The organism is Sphingopyxis sp. PET50 (assembly GCF_025244705.1).
GTDB lineage: Bacteria > Pseudomonadota > Alphaproteobacteria > Sphingomonadales > Sphingomonadaceae > Sphingopyxis.
In genome coordinates this window covers 1,702,685-1,720,275 of sequence record NZ_CP104207.1, presented here as the reverse complement: position 1 = coordinate 1,720,275, position 17,591 = coordinate 1,702,685, and the positions used below count along the sequence as shown (strand labels likewise).

15 protein-coding genes and 3 pseudogenes are annotated in these 17,591 nt (G+C 66.5%); 6 read left to right on the top strand and 12 right to left on the bottom strand.

The genetic code is table 11. From position 1 onward, the window contains the following. Positions 1-217 precede the first annotated feature (217 nt). The 3 genes and pseudogenes from N0A20_RS08990 to N0A20_RS08980 form a co-directional block, all read right to left on the bottom strand. Positions 218-670 carry a cytidine deaminase gene (locus N0A20_RS08990; protein ID WP_260583566.1) on the bottom strand — a complete coding sequence of 151 codons (453 nt, stop codon included), beginning with the start codon at positions 668-670 and terminating at the stop codon, positions 218-220. Then, on the bottom strand, positions 667-1,428 hold the full coding sequence (locus N0A20_RS08985) for a glycoside hydrolase family 25 protein (RefSeq protein WP_260583564.1): 762 nt from the start codon (positions 1,426-1,428) through the stop codon (positions 667-669). The genes N0A20_RS08990 and N0A20_RS08985 overlap by 4 nt, the downstream gene beginning before the upstream one ends. Positions 1,429-1,430: 2 nt before the next feature. Continuing rightward, positions 1,431-1,930 (bottom strand): annotated as a pseudogene (locus N0A20_RS08980) (UPF0262 family protein). A gap of 243 nt (positions 1,931-2,173) precedes the next feature. On the opposite strand from N0A20_RS08980, the gene N0A20_RS08975 reads away from it, so the two are divergent. Together N0A20_RS08975 and N0A20_RS08970 are read left to right on the top strand one after the other, a co-directional pair. Continuing rightward, positions 2,174-3,685, top strand: coding sequence for a replicative DNA helicase (locus N0A20_RS08975; protein WP_260583563.1), 1,512 nt, complete (start codon positions 2,174-2,176; stop codon positions 3,683-3,685). Positions 3,686-3,753: 68 nt separating this feature from the next. Beyond that, positions 3,754-4,044 carry a GIY-YIG nuclease family protein gene (locus N0A20_RS08970; protein WP_260583561.1) on the top strand — a complete coding sequence of 97 codons (291 nt, stop codon included), beginning with the start codon at positions 3,754-3,756 and terminating at the stop codon, positions 4,042-4,044. Positions 4,045-4,130: 86 nt separating this feature from the next. Here the strand turns inward: N0A20_RS08970 and N0A20_RS08965 are convergent, their stop codons facing one another. The 6 genes from N0A20_RS08965 to astD form a co-directional block, all read right to left on the bottom strand. After that, positions 4,131-4,916 carry a phosphoadenylyl-sulfate reductase gene (locus tag N0A20_RS08965; protein ID WP_260583559.1) on the bottom strand — a complete coding sequence of 262 codons (786 nt, stop codon included), beginning with the start codon at positions 4,914-4,916 and terminating at the stop codon, positions 4,131-4,133. Continuing rightward, complete coding sequence (locus N0A20_RS08960; protein ID WP_260583557.1) at positions 4,909-5,322, bottom strand: DUF934 domain-containing protein; 414 nt, start codon at positions 5,320-5,322, stop codon at positions 4,909-4,911. Before N0A20_RS08960 ends, N0A20_RS08965 begins: the two co-directional genes overlap by 8 nt. Positions 5,323-5,468: 146 nt before the next feature. Further along, on the bottom strand, positions 5,469-7,100 hold the full coding sequence (locus N0A20_RS08955; protein WP_260583556.1) for a nitrite/sulfite reductase: 1,632 nt from the start codon (positions 7,098-7,100) through the stop codon (positions 5,469-5,471). Position 7,101: 1 nt separating this feature from the next. Further along, positions 7,102-7,398 (bottom strand): DUF2849 domain-containing protein, encoded by a 297-nt coding sequence (locus N0A20_RS08950; RefSeq protein ID WP_260583554.1) that lies wholly within the window; start codon positions 7,396-7,398, stop codon positions 7,102-7,104. Then, positions 7,395-8,183 (bottom strand): uroporphyrinogen-III C-methyltransferase, encoded by a 789-nt coding sequence (gene cobA, locus N0A20_RS08945; RefSeq protein ID WP_260583552.1) that lies wholly within the window; start codon positions 8,181-8,183, stop codon positions 7,395-7,397. Before cobA ends, N0A20_RS08950 begins: the two co-directional genes overlap by 4 nt. 185 nt (positions 8,184-8,368) lie before the next feature. Continuing rightward, positions 8,369-9,814, bottom strand: a complete 1,446-nt coding sequence (astD, locus tag N0A20_RS08940; RefSeq protein ID WP_260583551.1) for a succinylglutamate-semialdehyde dehydrogenase — start codon at positions 9,812-9,814, stop codon at positions 8,369-8,371. Positions 9,815-10,001: 187 nt separating this feature from the next. Here astD and N0A20_RS08935 point away from each other — a divergent pair, with 187 nt between their 5' ends. The 3 genes and pseudogenes from N0A20_RS08935 (at position 10,002) to N0A20_RS08925 (ending at position 13,560) form a co-directional block, all read left to right on the top strand. After that, the gene (locus tag N0A20_RS08935) at positions 10,002-10,901 is read left to right on the top strand and encodes an alpha/beta fold hydrolase (RefSeq protein WP_260583550.1); all 900 of its coding nucleotides are present in this window, start codon (positions 10,002-10,004) and stop codon (positions 10,899-10,901) included. 83 nt (positions 10,902-10,984) lie between these two features. Next, a pseudogene (locus N0A20_RS08930) lies at positions 10,985-12,057 on the top strand (glycosyltransferase family 4 protein). Positions 12,058-12,156: 99 nt separating this feature from the next. After that, a complete protein-coding gene (locus tag N0A20_RS08925) occupies positions 12,157-13,560 on the top strand; it encodes an NAD(P)H-dependent flavin oxidoreductase (RefSeq protein WP_260583549.1) in 1,404 nt (467 codons plus the stop codon). A gap of 211 nt (positions 13,561-13,771) precedes the next feature. Here N0A20_RS08925 and N0A20_RS08920 read toward each other — a convergent pair whose 3' ends face one another. Further along, positions 13,772-14,770, bottom strand: coding sequence for a D-glycerate dehydrogenase (locus N0A20_RS08920; RefSeq protein WP_260583548.1), 999 nt, complete (start codon positions 14,768-14,770; stop codon positions 13,772-13,774). A gap of 126 nt (positions 14,771-14,896) precedes the next feature. Here N0A20_RS08920 and N0A20_RS08915 point away from each other — a divergent pair, with 126 nt between their 5' ends. Further along, positions 14,897-15,355, top strand: coding sequence for an SH3 domain-containing protein (locus N0A20_RS08915; RefSeq protein WP_260583546.1), 459 nt, complete (start codon positions 14,897-14,899; stop codon positions 15,353-15,355). A 281-nt stretch (positions 15,356-15,636) separates the two neighbouring features. Here N0A20_RS08915 and N0A20_RS08910 read toward each other — a convergent pair whose 3' ends face one another. Together N0A20_RS08910 and N0A20_RS08905 are read right to left on the bottom strand one after the other, a co-directional pair. Further along, complete coding sequence (locus tag N0A20_RS08910; protein WP_260583544.1) at positions 15,637-16,074, bottom strand: hypothetical protein; 438 nt, start codon at positions 16,072-16,074, stop codon at positions 15,637-15,639. A 281-nt stretch (positions 16,075-16,355) separates the two neighbouring features. Next, positions 16,356-17,544 (bottom strand): annotated as a pseudogene (locus tag N0A20_RS08905) (thiolase family protein). Positions 17,545-17,591 lie beyond the last annotated feature (47 nt).

The following is a 17,591-nucleotide window of genomic DNA, read 5'->3' as shown; positions in this document are numbered from 1 at the left end:
GGGCCACGGCGTTTGCGCAAGCCGCCAGTGTCATGCACCGCCTGCGCTCATTGATCGCCGCCCTGAACGCGTTCGGGGATTATCCTCCTGCATTGCTGTCCTCGTCATTGCGAGCGAAGCGAAGCAATGACGAAGGGGAAAGATTTGCTATTGATATGAACGGGGCAAGCCCAGGCAAGCCGGGCATGACGAGATGGGAAATAAATAGGGACAGTCCCTATTTATCGACGAACCCCAAATCCTTCGGTCCGAAGGCCGCGGGCAGCAACTCGCTGAGCTTGTAGCTTGCCATCGCCCTGCCGTCGCCCGATGCGCAATGCACGTCGATGTCGGTGTTCGACTGTTCGGCGGCCTCGTTCAATATCTGGCGGCACCGCCCGCACGGATGCACCGGCTCGCCGCCGACCAGCGCTTCGCCCTCGGGGCGCCCGCCGACGATCGCCACCGCGACCAGTTCGCCGATCCAGCCTTCGTTCGCGATCTTCGCCACCGCCGCGGTCTCGGCGCACAGCGTCAGCCCGTAGCTCGCATTCTCGACATTGGCGCCGGTCACGACGTCGCCATTCCTGAGTAGCAGCGCCGCCCCGACGTGAAAGCCCGAATAGGGCGCATAGGCCCGGTTCGCCGCATCGCGCGCGGCCTCGATCAGGGCGTCGCGGATTTCGCTCATTGGATATCTCCGTCGGGGCGCACGACGTTCCAGCCGATGGTGCCGTCGGCGCCCGAAATCCGCATATAGGCGTTCGCCTGCCACATCGCCCAGGGGTGAGCGCCATAATCGGGCGCGAAGAAGTCGCGGCGCAGCCAGGCGGTGCGCGCGATGCCGCTGGTGACGCGATAGTCGGCCTCGAAGGCGGGGCTGGGGGCGATCAGGCTCGGCTTGCCCATATGCGCCTCGATCTGCGCAAGGAAGGTCGCGAGCTCGCTGAGCAGCAGCGCGCGCGTCGGCCGGTCGGGGCAGCGGTCGTCATAGTCGAGCCACACCGCCGCGGGCAGGGCATCGGCGCGGCGCGGCACATGGCGGATGAAATTCGCCGCCTGGTCGGTGGCCAGCCGGCAGAGATCGTAACGGTGGATCGGGCCGAACTGGAGGCCCGCCGCCTCCGCCCCCTCGATGTTGCGCGCGAACATCGGGTCGGCGCGCTCGGCGCCGTCGGTGGCGACGATATAGGCGAAATCGGTGCCGGCGGCCTTGACCGACCCCCAATGGACCTGTCCGTTCGCGGCGTCGATCGTCACGCCCTGCCAGGGATATTGGTCGCGCGAAGGTGCCCAGCGCGCCGCCCACCAGAGCGCGATCCCCGCCGCAAGCAGGATCAGCAACAGCACCGCCCCCGCGCGCTTCAGCAGGCGCGCCAGCGTGCCGCGCCAGTCGCGCTTCGGCCTGGCCGGGCCTTTCCTGCCACCCTTGATCGCCCCCGTCGCCATGTTCAGCCCTTGATGTGCAGCACGCAGATCAGCGTGAACAGCCGCCGCGCGGTGTCGAAATCGACCGCGATCTTGCCGTCGAGCCGGTCCATCAGCATCTCCGCCGCCTCATTGTGCAGCGCGCGGCGCGCCATGTCGACCGTTTCGATCTGCTGCGCGGTCGAGGTCTTGATCGCCTGATAATAGGAATCGCAGATCGCGAAATAGTCGCGGATCGGGCGGCGGAAACGCCCGAGGCCGAGGATGATCGCCTCCAGCGGCGAATGGTCCTCGCGCGCGATCTCGAAAATCAGCTCGGCCTTCCTCGACGCGCAGGGTCAGCCGGTACGGGCTAGGCGTAGCCGTCGGCGTGGCCGCGCTGCGGCACGAACTTATTCTCTTCCAATATGTCGAAGATCGCGACGCGCCGTTCCTGCTCGACGTCGGGATTGCGCCAGATGATCGAACCCTCGTCGAGGTCGATCGAAATGATGCGCTGCTTGGCGGGGTCGGCGTCGGTCATCTTGTCCGGCTTCTACTTGGCGTGCCGCGAAGGGCAAGGGGGCGGTTTGACGCCATCCCTATCTCCGTTCGTGTCGAGCGAAGTCGAGACACCCGTCGGGAGCGCGTACCCTAACGTGTCTCGACTTCGCTCGACCCGAACGAGAGGAGGGAGGCAGACTTATCCCCAGAAGCGCCCCCGGCCCTGCCGATCGGCAAAGCCAAGCCGGTTGCACCCGCCCGCCCATCGGCGCATGATGACGCCATGGCTGAACTCGCTCATTTTCCCGCTCCGGCATCCGCCGGGGACGACCGCCAATTGCCGCGCAATGTCGAGGCCGAAGCCGCCTTTCTGGGCGCGATCCTGATCGACAACCGAGTCGTCGAGGACCTGCCCGTCCAGCTCACCGCCGACCATTTCTTCGAGCCGCTCCACGGACGCATCTTTCACCAGGCGATGGCGCTGATCGAGCGCAACAGCATCGCGACCCCGGTGACGCTCAAGCCCTTTTTCGAGGCCGACGAGGCGATGAAGGCGGTCGGCGGTCCCGGCTATCTGGCGCAGCTCACCGGCAGCGGCGCCGGGCTGATCGGCGCGCGCGACTTCGCGCGGCAGATCTACGACCTCGCGCTGCTGCGCGAGCTGGTCGGGGTCGGCCGAACCCTCGTCGACAGCGCGCTCGACACCAGCGAGAGCGTCGACCCGCAGGCACAGATCGAGGAGGCCGAGACCGCGCTCTACCGCGTCGCGGGCGGCGAGGCCGAGATGGGATCGGTCAAGAGCTTCAACCAGGCCAGCCTCACCGCGTTGCAGGCGGCCGAACGCGCGCTCAATTCGGGCGGCCACCTCTCGGGGATCACCACCGGCATTTCGAGCATGAACGCCAAGATCGGCGGCATGCACAACAGCGACCTGATGATCCTCGCCGGCCGTCCGGGTATGGGCAAGACCTCGCTGGCGACCAACATCGCCTATAATGCCGCCGAACGCTGGCGCCGCGACGAGGACGACCAGATTCCGCCCGAGAAGAATATGGGCGCCAAGGTCGCCTTCTTCAGCCTCGAAATGTCCGCCGACCAGCTGGCGACGCGCGTGCTCGCCGAACAGTCGGGCGTGTCGGGCGAGGCGCTGCGCATGGGCAAGATCAGCAAGGACCAGTTCCAGCAATTGAGCCGCGCCGCGCAGCAGCTCCAGACGCTGCCGCTCTATATCGACGATACGCCGGGCCTGACGATCGCGGGCCTGCGCACCCGCGCGCGGCGCCTGCAGCGGCGTCACGGCATCGGCTTCATCGTCGTCGACTATCTGCAACTCTTGCAGGGTTCGTCGCGCAGCGGCGACAATCGCGTGCAGGAAATTTCAGAAATCTCGCGTGGTCTCAAGACTTTGGCGAAGGAACTGAATGTTCCCGTGATGGCGCTGTCGCAGCTCAGCCGGCAGGTCGAAAGCCGCGAGGACAAGCGCCCGCAGCTGTCCGACCTGCGCGAATCGGGATCGATCGAACAGGACGCCGACATGGTGCTCTTCGTGTTCCGCGAGGATTATTATGTCGCGGCGCGCGAACCGAAACGTCCGATCGAGGGCGACGACGTAAAAATCCACGCCGCGCACGAGGAATGGGCGGCGGAGATGGAGCGCGTCTTCGGTCTGGCCGAAGTCATCGTCGCCAAATCGCGCCACGGCTCGACCGGCAAGATCCGCCTGCACTTCGAGGCGAAAACGACGAAGTTCAGCGACCTCGCCGACGACAGCATGGCGTATGAGGATTATGAGTGAGTTCTATTGCCAGCACGTCATCCCAGCGAAAGCTGGGATCGCTGGCGGCGTAGAGGAGCGGTCGCTGAATGCTCAAAGGCGGCTATGTCTACATCATGACGAACAAGCCGCGGGGCGTGCTTTATACCGGCGTCACCGCCGTAATGGCCGCCCGGAATTTCCAGCACCGCACCGGGACAGGCTCGGCATTCTGCCGGAAATATGGGCTAGACCAGCTTGTCTTGATCGAAGCTTTTCCGACAATCACCGAAGCAATTGCCCGCGAAAAGGCGATCAAAGCGTGGAAACGGGCCTGGAAAATCGAGCTAATCGAGGCTTCCAATCCCAATTGGGAAGATTTGGGCGTGAACCTCCTCTGAAACCATTGTGCCTTCCGGAAGGGCGCGCACCTGCGATGATGTGCTTTGGCGAGAGCGGCCCCAGCTTTCGCTGGGGCGACGGGATCTCAGAACGCCGGATCGTTCGCCGGATCGTCGTCGATCGGCGTGACTTCGCTGTGGATGCCGCATTCGGTCTTGTCCCAGCCGCGCCAGCGGCCCGAGCGCGGGTCTTCGCCGGGCAGCACCTTCGACGTGCAGGGCGAACAGCCGATCGACGGATAGCCTTCGGCTTCCAGCGGATGGCGCGGCAGGTCGTGCGCCGCGAAATAGGCGTCGAGGTCCTCGCGGCTCCAGTTGGCGAGCGGGTTGAATTTCAGGCGGCCGGTGCCGCCGTCGAGCTCGAAGCGCGGTAGGCCGGTGCGCGTCGACGACTGGAACCCCTTGCGCCCGGTGATCGACGTATCGAAATCGGCGAGCGCCTTTTCGAGCGGCTTGACCTTGCGGATTTCGCAGCAGCCGTCGGGGTCGTAGGACCAGCGCAGTTCGGTCGCGTCCTTTTTCGCCAGATCCTCGGGATCGGGGGTCAGGTTGACGATGTTCAGCCCGAGCTTTGCCGCCAGTTCGTCGCGATAGGCGAGCGTTTCGGGGAAATGCTTGCCCGTGTCGAGGAACAGCACCGGCATGTGCGGCGCAACCTGGGCAACAAGATGCAGCAGCACCGCGCTTTCGGCGCCGAAGCTCGACACGATCGCGGTTTCGCCGAGCAGCCCCGCGCCGACCACGCTCGCGACGACCTCCGCCGCGTCCTGGCCGCGAAACAAATTGTTCAGGCGAATGACGTCGGCCTGCGTGAAACGCGGCGCGACGTCGATGCGGTCGCGGGAACGGGGCTCGGCCTTCACCTCAGCCATGCCTCAGCTTCCAGATCGGCACCGCCTTGTCGGCCGCGGTCTGATAATGATCCGGCCAGCGCGTCAGCGCCGCTTCGACATCGGCGGGATTGAGGGGCTTTTCGGGTGCGAAGCTGTCGAAGCCGCAGCGCTTCATATAGGCGATCTGGTCGACCAGCACGTCGCCCTGCGCGCGCAGCTCCCCTGCATAGCCCGCCTCGCGCAGAATGCGCGCCGACGAATAGCCGCGGCCGTCGCGGAACTTGGGGAAGGCGACCTCGATCAGCTTCAGCCGGTCGAGATAGGGGATGAGCGCGCGCGCATCCTCGTCGGGTTCGAGCCGCACGGCGGTCGCGTTCGACTGCGAAAGGAAGGCGTCGAGGGTGACGCAGGGCTCTTCGCCGTCCGAATGCAGATGTTCGACCATCTTAAAGCCCCTCCTCTTTAGGGGAGGGGTTTGGGGTGGTGGGTGCGGCGTCGCGCAAGGCCGATGGCACCACCCCACTGCCACTAGCCAGCAAGCTGGCAAGTCTCGCTGCCCCCCCTCTGAAGAGGAGGGGTTTGGTTTCGGATTTACCCATAGATCGCCTCCTTGAAGGGGGCCATGCCGACGCGGCGGAAGGTGTCGACGAAACGCTCGCCCTCGGTGCGTTCGGCGAGATATTTGTCGGTGACGCGTTCGATGGCGTCGACGACGCCGTCCTCGTCGAAGCCGGGGCCGGTGATCGTGCCGAGCGACACGTCCTCCGCGCCCGATCCGCCGAGCAGGAGCTGGTAATTTTCGGTGCCTTTACGATCGACGCCGAGGATACCGATGTGGCCCGCGTGATGATGCCCGCAGGCGTTGATGCAGCCCGAAATCTTGAGCTTCAGCTCGCCCAGTTCCTTCTGGCGATCGAGGTCGGCGAAGCGCGTCGCGATTTTCTGCGCGACCGGGATCGAACGCGCATTGGCGAGGCTGCAATAATCGAGCCCGGGGCAGGCGATGATGTCGCTGATCAGGTCGAGGTTCGGCGTCGCGAGGCCCGCGGCGTCGAGTTGCTGCCAGATCGCGTAGAGATCGGCCTTGCGGACATGCGGCAGCACGATGTTCTGCGCGTGGGTGACGCGCAGTTCGTCGTGGCTGTATGTCTCCGCCAGGTCGGCCATCAGGTCGATCTGCGCCGAGCTGGCGTCGCCCGGAATGCCGCCGACGGGCTTCAGGCTGATGTTGACGATCGCATGGCCCGGCACCTTGTGCGCCGCGACCTGGCTGTCGACCCAGACCGCAAAGTCCGGATCGCCGCGGTCGATCTCGTCGGGCGCCGACACATCGAGTGCGGGCGGCGCGAACAGCGCCGCGATACGGTCGAACTCGGCGCGCGGCGGGTCGATGCCCAGCGATTTCACATGGACGAATTCTTCCTCGACCTGACGGCGGTATTCATCGGCGCCGAGTTCGTGGATCAATATCTTGATCCGCGCCTTGTAGATATTGTCGCGGCGGCCGTAGCGGTTGTAGACGCGCAGGCACGCCTCCAGATAGCTCAGCAGGTCTTCGAGCGGCACGAAATCCTTGATCAGCGGCGCGATCATCGGGGTGCGGCCCATGCCGCCGCCGACATAGACGGCGGCGCCATGCTGTCCGTCCTTCTCGACGATCTGGATGCCGATATCGTGCAGCCGCATCGCGGCGCGATCTTCCTCGGCCGCGATCACCGCGATCTTGAACTTGCGCGGCAAATAGCTGAATTCGGGGTGGAAGCTCGACCATTGGCGGAGCAGCTCGGCCCACGGACGTGGGTCGGTGATCTCGTCCGCCGCGGCGCTCGCCCACTGGTCGGAGCTGATGTTGCGGATGCAATTGCCGCTCGTCTGGATCGCGTGCATCTCGACCGACGCCAGGTCGGCGAGGATCGCGGGCGCGTCCTCCAGCTTGATCCAGTTATACTGCAAATTCTGGCGCGTGGTGAAATGGCCGTAATCGCGGTCATACTTGCGCGCGATATGCGCCAGCATCCGCATCTGGCGGCTGCTCAGCGTGCCATAGGGCACCGCGACGCGCAGCATATAGGCGTGGAGCTGAAGGTAGAGGCCGTTCATCAGCCGCAGCGGCTTGAACTGGTCCTCGGTGATCTCGCCGGCGAGGCGGCGGCGCACCTGGTCCGCAAATTCGGCGACGCGGGCATCGACCATCGCCTGGTCATATTCGTCATATTGATACATGTCAGATCACCCAGTCGCCGGCGTTGGGGTCGGCGGGTTTCAGCGTCAGGTCGGGGCGCACGGTCGGACCCAATGCGCGGATGCGGTCCTTGATGTGCGCGGGGCGCGGGCCGTCGGGGGTCGCCTCGCCCGCGATGACATAGGGGGCGTTGACGCGGCGCGCGCCTTCCTCGACGGCGGCGATCGCCTCGCCATTGTCGCCGACGTCGGCGGCGTCCTCGATATGCAGCGACCAGTCGGCTCCGGTCCACCAGGTGACAAATCCTGTCTTCAGGTCGTTGCCCGTGAGCAGTTTCATGTGAAGTCCCTTATCTGTTCGGCCACGCCCGGCGCGCCGAGGCAGTCGAGCGCGTCGGCGCGCGCTGCGACCTTGCCGACGACGATCAGCGCCGGGCTTTGCACCTTTTCGCGCGCGACGAGGTCGCCGAGATCGGTCAGGAGCGTACGGAGCACGCGCGCGTCGGCGGTGGTGCCGCGCTCGATCACCGCGACCGGCAGGCCGGGCGACACGCCGTCGGCGATCAGCTTGTCGGCGATCGCGCTGGCGGTCGCGAGGCCCATGTAGATCACGAGCGTGCGGCCATGCCCCGCCAGCCCCGACCAGTCCTGATCGGTCAGATCCTTGCACTGGCCCGCGACGAAGCTGACCGCGCTCGCATCTTCGCGATGGGTGAGGGGGAGGCCCGCCTGCGCCGCGCAGCCCGCCGCGGCGGTGATGCCGGGGACGACCTCGACCGCGATACCCGCTTCGCGCGCCGCGTCGAGTTCCTCGCCGCCGCGCCCGAAAATGAAGGGATCGCCGCCCTTCAGCCGCACGACCTGTTTGCCCGCCCGCGTTTCGCGGACGATCAACTCGTTGATCAGCTCCTGCTTCATCGTGTGGCGACTGCGCTGCTTGGCGACGCTGATGCGTTCGACATGCGTCGGGATCAGCGCGAGCACGCCCTCGCCGACGAGGCCGTCATGCACGACCAGATCGGCACTCGCCAGCAGCCGCGCCGCGCGCAGCGTCAACAGGTCGGGATCGCCGGGTCCGGCACCGACGAGCCACAGCTTGCCCAAGGAAGAGGGAGTCGTTTCCATGCAGCGTAGATGGTCCGGTGGCGGGGGAAGCGCAAAGCAGGCTTTGTTGACGGTGATGAAGGTAAAATTGAGTGCCCCAAAACCCGATTGCCCTGAGCTTGTCGAAGGGCCGCTCCTTCTTTAGACGTTGAGGGGAAGAACGGTGCTTCGACAAGCTCAGCACGAACGGAGTCTGGAAAGAAAGCCTAGAGGTACTTCTTGGTCACCAGTTGCGACTCTTCCGGCTCGCGCAGTCCCACCCCGATCGAAGCGCGCGCCGTCTCGCTTTCGCTGCTCGCGACCGGATAGGCGCAATAATCGGCGGCATAGAAGGCACTCGGGCGATGGTTGCCCGACAGGCCGATGCCGCCGAAGGGCGCCGCCGATGACGCGCCATTGGTCGGGCGGTTCCAGTTGATCACGCCCGCGCGCGCATTGGCCCAGAACTGGTCGTAAAGCTGCGGGCTGCCCCCGATCAGCGCCGCCGACAGGCCGAAGGCGGTGTTGTTCGCCTCCGCGATCGCGGCCTCGAACGTCTCGACGCGGATCACCTGCAGCAGCGGGCCGAACAGCTCGATATCGGGCCGCTCGGGCATGTCGGTGACGTCGATGATGCCGGGGGTCAGAAAGGGGCGGCCGGCGACCGGGCGCGTCATGTGGCGGATCACCTTGCCGCCGTTCGACATCAGGATCAGGAAGCTTTCGGTCAGTCCGTCGGCGGCCTCATTGTCGATCACCGGCCCCATATAGGGTGCGGGGGTCGCAAAGGGCTCGTCGACGATCAGCCGTCCTGCCAGCTTGCGCACTTCCTCGACCAGCCGGTCGGCCATGCTGTCCTTGACGATCAGGCGGCGCGCGTTGCTGCACCGCTGCCCGGCGCTGAGGAAGGCCGATTGCACGACCAGGATCGCGGCGGTGTGCAGGTCGGGGGTGTCCCACACGACGACCGGATTGTTGCCGCCCATTTCGAGCGCCAGGATCTTGTCGGGGCGGTTGGCGAATTGCCGGTTGAGCGCGAGCCCGGTGCGCGCCGACCCGGTGAACAGCAGCCCGTCGATGCCGGCATGGCCCGCGAGCGCCTTGCCCTCGTCGGGCCCGCCGACGATGAGGCGCAGCACCTCGTCGGGCACGCCGGCGCTGTGGTAGAGATCGACGAGCATCGCGCCCGTGGCCGGGGTCTTTTCCGACGGTTTGAACACGACCGAATTGCCCGCGATCAGCGCCGGGACGATATGGCCGTTCGGCAGATGCGCCGGGAAATTATACGGGCCGAGCACCGCGAGCAGCCCGTGCGGCTTGTGACGCACCGCGTTGCGCAGGCCGAGCGCGCCTTCGTTGCGGCGGTTCGGCGTGCGCTCGGAATAGGCGTTGATCGAAATATCGACCTTGTTCGCGACCGATTCCACCTCGGTGCGCGCCTCCCACAAGGGCTTGCCGGTCTCGCGCGCGATCAGCGCCGCCAGCGTTTCGCCCTCAGCCTTCACCCGGTCGGCGAAGCGGCGCAGCGTCTCGGCGCGGAAGGTGAGGGGCTTTGCCGCCCATTCGGGCCAAGCGCGGCGGCCGATCTCGACCTCGCGATCGACATCGCTGATCGCGCGGCGCCAGATTTCGGCCCCGGTCGCTGGTTCGTGGCTGACCAGTTCCGCGGTCATGACGTCACGCCCGGCACCGCGCGCGGTGGGCAGGGGGCAAAGAGGCGGTGTCGGAGGGCGGTCGCTGCATGGCCTCAGGCTCTTATCGGTGAAAGCATGGGGCGGCAAGCCGATGGCAAGCATCGCTTGCGCGGCGGGGCCGGTTGGCGATAGGTGCGGCAGAGCCGGCACGGCGCGAAGGGGACGGATGATTTCGGTGAAGCAGGACAGCCTCGGCGACTGGTCCGACCATTATTGGTGGTCGCTCGACGGGGTGCGGCTGCACGCGCGTGTTTATGCCGAGTCGGCGCATACGGAATTGGCGCCGCCGATCCTCTGCATGCCGGGCCTCGCGCGCAATGCGCGCGATTTCGAACTGCTCGCCCCCCACCTTGCGCAAGGCCGCCGGGTGATTGTCGTCGAATTCCGCGGACGCGGCGACAGCGCCTATGCCAAGGACCCGATGACCTATGTGCCGCTGACATATGTGCAGGATGTCGTGGCGCTGCTCGACGATCTGAAGATCGATCGCTTCGCCACTGTCGGCACGTCGCTCGGCGGGCTCGTTTCGATGCTGCTCGCGGCGACGCAGCCGGGGCGGCTCGTCGGCGCGGTGCTCAACGACGTCGGACCCGAACTCGAGACCGCGGGGCTCGATCGTATCCGCGACTATATCGGTTCCGGCGGCAGCCAGCCGACCTGGATGCACGCCGCGCGCGCCTTCGGCGAGCTCAACGCCGCGGTGTATCCCGGCTATGAGATCCACGACTGGCTGCGGCTGACCAAGCGCACACACCGGCTGACCGCCGAGGGCCGCGTCGTCACCGATTACGACAAGCAGATCGCGGCGCCGCTGCGTGTGCCGCATGGCGGCGATGCCGGGGTCGACCTGTGGCCCGCCTATCGCGCGCTCGGCGCGGTGCCGGTGCTGATCCTGCGCGGCGCGCTGTCCGACATCCTCGCGCGCGCCGCCGCCGGGAAGATGGCGGCCGAACTGCCGCGGGCGCGGCTGGTCGAGGTGCCGGGCGTCGGCCACGCGCCGACGATGGACGAGGCGGAGGCGCTGGCGGCGATCGATGCCTGGGCGGCGGAGCTGCCCGCGGCGTGAGCGACGAGGGGCACCCGGTCCGCATCCTCCACCTGCATTCGAGCTTTTCGCTCGGCGGCAAGGAGGCGCGGGCGACGCGGCTGATGAACCTGATGGAGGGCCGCGCCCACCATACGATCCTGTCGGCGGTTCCTGACGCGCTCGGCGCGCGCGAGGCGATCGACCCCGGCATCGTCGTCGATTTTCCGGGCGACGCCGCGCCCGCGCTGCACGGCAGGCCCGGCCTGTCGCGCTATCGCCAACTGGCCCGCTACATGTTCCGGTTCGACCTGCTGCTCAGCTATAATTGGGGATCGATGGATGCGGTGATGGCGCACCGCCTGTTCCGCAACCGCTGGTGGGACCAAGTGCCGCCGAACCTCGTGCATCACGAGGACGGGTTCAACGAGGACGAGAGCGTCAAGCGCAACTGGAAGCGTAACCTGTTCCGTCGCCATGCTCTGAAAGGTGCGGGCGCGGTGGTTGTCCCGTCGATGCTGCTTCAGCGGATCGCCGCTGAGGAATGGGGTGTCGCGGGCCGCATCGAACTGATCCGCAACGGCATCGACGTGGCGGCTTATGCGGATGGGCCGACACAGCCGATCCCCGGCTTCGAGCGCCGGCCGGGCGAGGTGGTGATCGGCACCGTCGCGGGGCTGCGCAAGGTCAAGGACCTGCCGCGCCTCGTCCGCGCGGTCGCGCCGCTGCCGCCACATATCCGCCTCGTCATCGTGGGCGAGGGGCCCGAGCGCGAGGCGATCCTCGCCGAGGCGGCGGCGTGCGGCATGACCGGCTAGGCTTCGTCATGCCCGGTTTCATGGCGAACCCGGCACGCTGGATCGGCCATTTCGACCTGCTCGCGCTGTCGTCGCGCAGCGAACAGGCGCCGATCGCGGTGATCGAGGCGATGGCGGCGGGGCTGCCCGTCGCCAGCCCCGACGTCGGCGACGTCGCGGCGATGGTGTCGGATGAGAACCGGCCGTTCGTTGCGGCCGACGAGCAGAGTTTTCGCGCGGCGCTCGGCACGCTCGCGGCCGACGCGGACCTGCGCCGCTCGGTCGGCGCCGCCAATCGCCGCGCCGCCGCGGAGCGTTTCGACGAATCAGTGATGGTCGCCGCCTACCAAAATCTCTATGGTCGCGCGCTGGAAGGTCGCCGTCTCTTCTCCCAGGGATAGGCCGCGCGGCCATTGACTTTCGGCGCCGCCTTCCGCTTACGGAAGCGCAAATCGGGGCCCGCTTGCGTTGCGTGATCGGGTGGAGAGAAAGAGGTTTTTGTGTTCAAAGGTTTGAAGCCCATCCTTTACGGCGGGCGTGAAGTATGGCCGCTGGTCGAGGGCGGCAAGGGCGTGTCGGCGACCAACCATATGTCGAGCGGCGCCTGGGCTGCGGCGGGCGGAATCGGCACCGTGTCGGCGGTCAACGCCGACAGCTATGACGCCGACGGCAAGATCGTCCCGCAAATCTATCGCGCGCTGACGCGGCGCGAACGCCATGAGGAACTGATCCAGTATGCGATCGACGGCGCGGTCGAACAGGTGAAGCGCGCCTATGACATCGCCAGCGGCAAGGGCGCGATCAACATCAACGTGCTGTGGGAAATGGGCGGCGCGCAGCAGGTGCTGGAGGGCGTGCTCGAAAAGACCAAGGGACTCGTCACCGGCGTCACCTGCGGCGCGGGCATGCCGTACAAGCTCAGCGAGATCGCGGCGCGCCACAACGTCAACTACCTGCCGATCATCAGCTCGGCGCGCGCCTTCCGCGCGCTGTGGAAACGCGCCTATCACAAGGTCGCCGACCTGATGGGCGCGGTGGTCTATGAGGACCCCTGGCTCGCCGGCGGCCACAATGGCCTGTCGAACGCCGAAGATCCGCTGGTGCCCGAGGATCCCTATCCGCGCGTCAAGGCGCTGCGCGACACGATGCGCGCCGAGGGGATTTCGGACGATGTGCCGATCGTCATGGCGGGCGGCGTCTGGTATCTGCGCGACTGGGAGCATTGGATCGACAATCCCGAACTCGGCCAGATCGTCTTCCAGTACGGCACGCGCCCGCTGCTGACCGAGGAAAGCCCGATCCCGCAGGCGTGGAAGGACCGCCTCCGCACGCTCGACGACGGCGACGTGCTGCTCCACCGCTTCTCGCCCACCGGTTTCTATTCCAGCGCGGTGCGCAACCCCTTCCTGCGCGACCTCGAGGCGCGCTCGGAACGCCAGATCCCCTATTCGAAGCAGGAAGCGGGCGACCATATCGTTCAGCTCGACGTCGGGGTGAAGGGCCGGAATTTCTGGGTCACGCCCCACGACCGCGCCCGCGCGCGCGACTGGGTCGCCGAAGGCTATACCGATGCGCTGAAGACCCCCGACAACACGGTCGTCTTCGTCACCCCCGACGACAAGGCGACGATCCGCAAGGACCAGGCCGACTGCATGGGCTGCCTGTCGCACTGCGGCTTTTCGGCATGGAAGGACCATGACGATTATTCGACCGGCTATCTCGCCGACCCGCGCAGCTTCTGCATCCAGAAAACGCTGCAGGACATCGCGCACGGCGGCGACGTCGAACAGAATCTGATGTTCGCGGGTCACGCCGCGTTCAATTTCAAGACCGATCCTTTTTATTCGAACAACTTCACCCCGACGGTGAAGCAGTTGGTGGACCGGATTTTGACGGGGGATTGAACTTCGCGCCCGGTCGATTCGGGACTCGCACAAAGCCACGAAGCCACAAATAAAGGCAAACCCCAAACCCGTTCGCCCTGAGCTTGTCGAAGGGCCGTTCTTTTCTTCAAGCGAAAAAGAAGAACGGTGCTTCGACAAGCTCAGCACGAACGGCATAAAGGTTCTTTGTGGCTTCGTGGCTTCGTGCGAGTCGATTTCAGAGCGTTGACTTCTACGCCCACCCCTCCAGCACCTGATCCGGCGGCCGATGTCCGTCGCTCCACGCCCGGATGTTGGCGATGACTTTCTCGCCCGACGCCTCGCGCCCCTCGATCGTCGCCGAGCCGAGGTGCGGCAGCAGCACGACATTGTCGAGCGCGAGCAGTTCGGGGTCGACCGCGGGTTCGTGGGTGTATACGTCGAGCCCCGCGCCCGCGATGCGTCCGGTCTTCAGCGCCGCGATCAGCGCCTTTTCGTCGACGATCTCCCCGCGCGCGGTGTTGATCAGATAGGCGGTCGGCTTCATCGACGCGATGCGCGCCGCATTGACCATCTCGTGCGTTTCGCTCGTGTGCGGGCAGTGGATTGTCACCACGTCGGCGATCCGCAGCAGCGTGTCGACGCTGGCGTGATAGCTGGCGCCCAATTCCTCCTCGATCGCTTGCGGAAGGCGGCGGCGGTTGTGATAGTGGATCGACAGGCCGAACGCCCGCGCGCGGCGTGCGACCGCCAGGCCGATGCGCCCCATGCCGATGATGCCGAGCAACTTGCCGCCGACCCGGTGGCCTAGCATCGCGCTCGGCGCCCAGCCCTGCCACTGGCCCGAGCGCATCAGCTTCTCGCCCTCGGCCAGCCGGCGCGGCACCGACAGGATCAGCGCCATCGTCATGTCGGCGGTGTCCTCGGTGAACACGCCCGGCGTGTTCGACACCATGATGCCGCGCGCGCGCGCGGCGGCGAGGTCGATATGATCGACCCCGGCGCCGAAATTGGCGATCAGCTTCAGCCGCTCGCCCGCCGCCGCCAGAATGTCGGCGTCGATCTCGTCGGTCACCGTCGGCACCAGCACGTCGCAATCGGCGACCGCGGCCTTCAGCTCGTCCCGCGTAAAGGCATGGTCGCGCGCCGACAGCGCGACGTCGAACAATTCGGCCATCCGGCCCTCGACATGCGGCATCAGCTGGCGGGTGACGACGACGCGCGGGCGGCGGGGGCGGGATGAATCGGGCATGGCGCCGATAGAGCGTGCGCGCGCGAAGGGGTCAAGAGGGGCGTTGGAACGCAACCTGTGGGCAAGCCGATGCATATGGCATCGTCGCCGGTTGAAAAAGCGCGGCGATATGGGCAAGGATTAACCATGACCAGCCGACACTTAGCCGCGATTTTCCTTTCTATTGCCGTTGTGGGACCGGCGGCGGCGCAATCCGACCCCGAACTTCCCTATTGGGCGTCGATCAGCGTCGACGAGGCGCGGATGCGCAAGGGGCCGTCGCAGGACGTGCCGGTGATCTGGGAATATCGGCGCAAGGATTTGCCGGTAAGGGTCGTCGCGCGCTTCGAGACCTGGCGCAAGATCGAGGATCCCGACGGCACGCAGGGCTGGATGGCGGCGCGGCTGCTCAGCCGCACCCGCACCGCGATCGTCACCGGCGACATCCGCCCGCTGCGCGAGGCGGCGAGCACATCCTCGGCCATCCTCTATCGCGCCGAACCCGGCGTCGTCGGCAAGATCAGCGACTGCGCCAACGGCTGGTGCCAGTTCGACGTCAAGGGCCGCCGCGGCTGGATCGAAACCGACCATATCTGGGGCGATTGATCGCGGGTTTCGGGCCTTAGCGGACGTTTATTCTCCCCTCCCGCAGGCGGGAGGGGTTGGGGGTGGGCAGCGGCGTCGCGATGGCCCACCCCGCTGCGACTAACGAACAAGTTCGTAAGTCTCGCTGCCCCTCCCGCTTGCGGGAGGGGAAACCGGTTCATTCCTCAAATGTCCGCTCCCACCCCAATCCCGACAGGCCGCTTGAGTTTGCAAAGGATATAATCGCCAAACGAAAAGGGCCGGACGGCCGCCCGTCCGGCCCTCCCCATGACCCGCTCAGCTCAGCGCCAGCGGAAGTGGTTGCGATAGACCTGCACCACCTTGCCGGTGCGCGTGTTGACCAGCAGCAGGTCGTTGTAATGGCGCACATAGGTCAGGTTCTTGCCAGCCCGCGGCACGCCCCAGCGGCTGTCCCAGGCGGGACGATAGGCCGGCGCATAATAGCTGGCGCGCAGCGTCGATCCGACGCGGAACGTCTGATATTTGAACGGCGCGCGATAATTCTGGTAGCGCGTGTCGCGGCGCCAGTCGCGGACATCCTCGCGATAGTCGCGGCGGGCGTCGCGCACATCCCCGCGATAGTCGCGCTTCGCATCGCGCACATCGTGGCGATAATCGCGCTGCGCTTCGCGGACCGGCTGAACGGGTTTCGCCTGCGCGACCGCGGGAACCATCATCGCCGCGATCAGGCCGACGGTGAGAAATTTCATCTTCTTCATTGTGCCATTCCTTGTCTTTGCCGTCAGGGGGAGGGGAACTGCCCGATGACAGGAACAGGATTAGGCGAGTCGCTTTGAACGGAGCCGGAATGGCGCGTTTATTTTCAGGACATTAGTGTCGCAGTTTGTCGCGCCGTAACGACGAAGGGGCGCCGTCTTGCGACGACGCCCCGGAACCTTTTTACCCGTCGCCCCCGCGAAGGCGGAGGTCGCAATCGGCCTGATCCTGCACCGCTGCGCAAACCGTTGGCGGCCCCGCCTTCGCGGGGGCGACGCATTCCTTAAACCAGTTCGACCGCCACCGCCGTGGCTTCGCCGCCGCCGATGCACAGGCTGGCGATGCCGCGCGTCTTGCCGTGGCGCTGCAGCGCCGCGATCAGCGTCGTGATGATGCGCGTGCCGCTGGCGCCGATCGGGTGGCCGAGCGCGGTCGCGCCGCCGTGGACGTTGATCCTGTCGTGCGGGATGCCGAGGTCCTTCATCGCGAACATCGCGACGCAGGCGAACGCCTCATTGACCTCGAACAGGTCGACCTCGTCGATCGACCAGCCGGCCTTGGCCAGCACCTTGTTGATCGCGCCGATCGGGGCGATGGTGAAATCCTTGGGTTCCTGCGCGTGCGCCGCGTGCGCGACGAGCTTCGCCACCGGCTTCGCGCCCTTCGCCTCGGCGACCGACTGGCGGGTCAGCACGACGGCGGCGGCGCCGTCCGAAATCGACGAACTGGTCGCGGCGGTGATCGTGCCGTCCTTGGCAAAGGCGGGCTTCAGCGTCGGGATCTTTTCGGGCATCGCCTTGCCCGGCGCCTCGTCGGTGTCGACGATCACGTCGCCCTTGCGGCCCGCGATCGTCACCGGCGCGATTTCATTGACAAAGGCGCCGTCGGCGATCGCCGCCTTGGCGCGGCTCAGCGATTCGAGCGTATAATCGTCCTGCGCCTGCCGCGTCAGCTGATAGGCGTCGGCGGTGTCCTGCGCGAAGGTGCCCATCGCACGGCCCGCCTCATAGGCATCCTCCAGCCCGTCGAGGAACATATGGTCGTATGCGGTGTCGTGCCCGATCCGCGCGCCCGAACGGTGCTTCTTGAGCAGATAGGGCGCATTGGTCATCGACTCCATGCCGCCCGCGACGGCGAGGTCGATGCTGCCCGCGGCGAGCGCCTCGGCGGTCATGATGACGGTCTGCATGCCCGAACCGCACACCTTGTTGACCGTGGTCGCCTGCACCGACTTGGGCAGGCCCGCCTTGATCGCCGCCTGACGCGCCGGCTGCCTGGCCGAGCCCGGCGGGGAGCACGCAGCCCATATAGATGCGCTCGATGTCGTCGCCCGACACGCCCGCGCGCTCGACCGCCGCTTTCACCGCGGTCGCGCCGAGATCGGTCGCGCTCGCATCCGACAGCGCGCCCTGCATGCCGCCCATCGGGGTGCGCGCATAGGAGAGGAAGACGACGGGATCGGTGGCGGTCATGGCAAAAGACTCCGTAGGGGAAAGGGGTTTCGGCGGGTCGATTAGCG

Coding starts and splice junctions, on each gene's coding strand:
- N0A20_RS08965 (WP_260583559.1), bottom strand. CDS start 4,916: ATGGCTGAGGTGAAGGCCGAGCCCCGTTCCCGCGACCGCATCGACGTC.
- N0A20_RS08960 (WP_260583557.1), bottom strand. CDS start 5,322: ATGGTCGAACATCTGCATTCGGACGGCGAAGAGCCCTGCGTCACCCTC.
- N0A20_RS08970 (WP_260583561.1), top strand. CDS start 3,754: ATGCTCAAAGGCGGCTATGTCTACATCATGACGAACAAGCCGCGGGGC.
- cobA (WP_260583552.1), bottom strand. CDS start 8,183: ATGGAAACGACTCCCTCTTCCTTGGGCAAGCTGTGGCTCGTCGGTGCC.
- N0A20_RS08990 (WP_260583566.1), bottom strand. CDS start 670: ATGAGCGAAATCCGCGACGCCCTGATCGAGGCCGCGCGCGATGCGGCG.
- astD (WP_260583551.1), bottom strand. CDS start 9,814: ATGACCGCGGAACTGGTCAGCCACGAACCAGCGACCGGGGCCGAAATC.
- N0A20_RS08920 (WP_260583548.1), bottom strand. CDS start 14,770: ATGCCCGATTCATCCCGCCCCCGCCGCCCGCGCGTCGTCGTCACCCGC.
- N0A20_RS08935 (WP_260583550.1), top strand. CDS start 10,002: ATGATTTCGGTGAAGCAGGACAGCCTCGGCGACTGGTCCGACCATTAT.
- N0A20_RS08975 (WP_260583563.1), top strand. CDS start 2,174: ATGGCTGAACTCGCTCATTTTCCCGCTCCGGCATCCGCCGGGGACGAC.
- N0A20_RS08955 (WP_260583556.1), bottom strand. CDS start 7,100: ATGTATCAATATGACGAATATGACCAGGCGATGGTCGATGCCCGCGTC.
- N0A20_RS08985 (WP_260583564.1), bottom strand. CDS start 1,428: ATGGCGACGGGGGCGATCAAGGGTGGCAGGAAAGGCCCGGCCAGGCCG.
- N0A20_RS08910 (WP_260583544.1), bottom strand. CDS start 16,074: ATGAAGAAGATGAAATTTCTCACCGTCGGCCTGATCGCGGCGATGATG.
- N0A20_RS08915 (WP_260583546.1), top strand. CDS start 14,897: ATGACCAGCCGACACTTAGCCGCGATTTTCCTTTCTATTGCCGTTGTG.
- N0A20_RS08950 (WP_260583554.1), bottom strand. CDS start 7,398: ATGAAACTGCTCACGGGCAACGACCTGAAGACAGGATTTGTCACCTGG.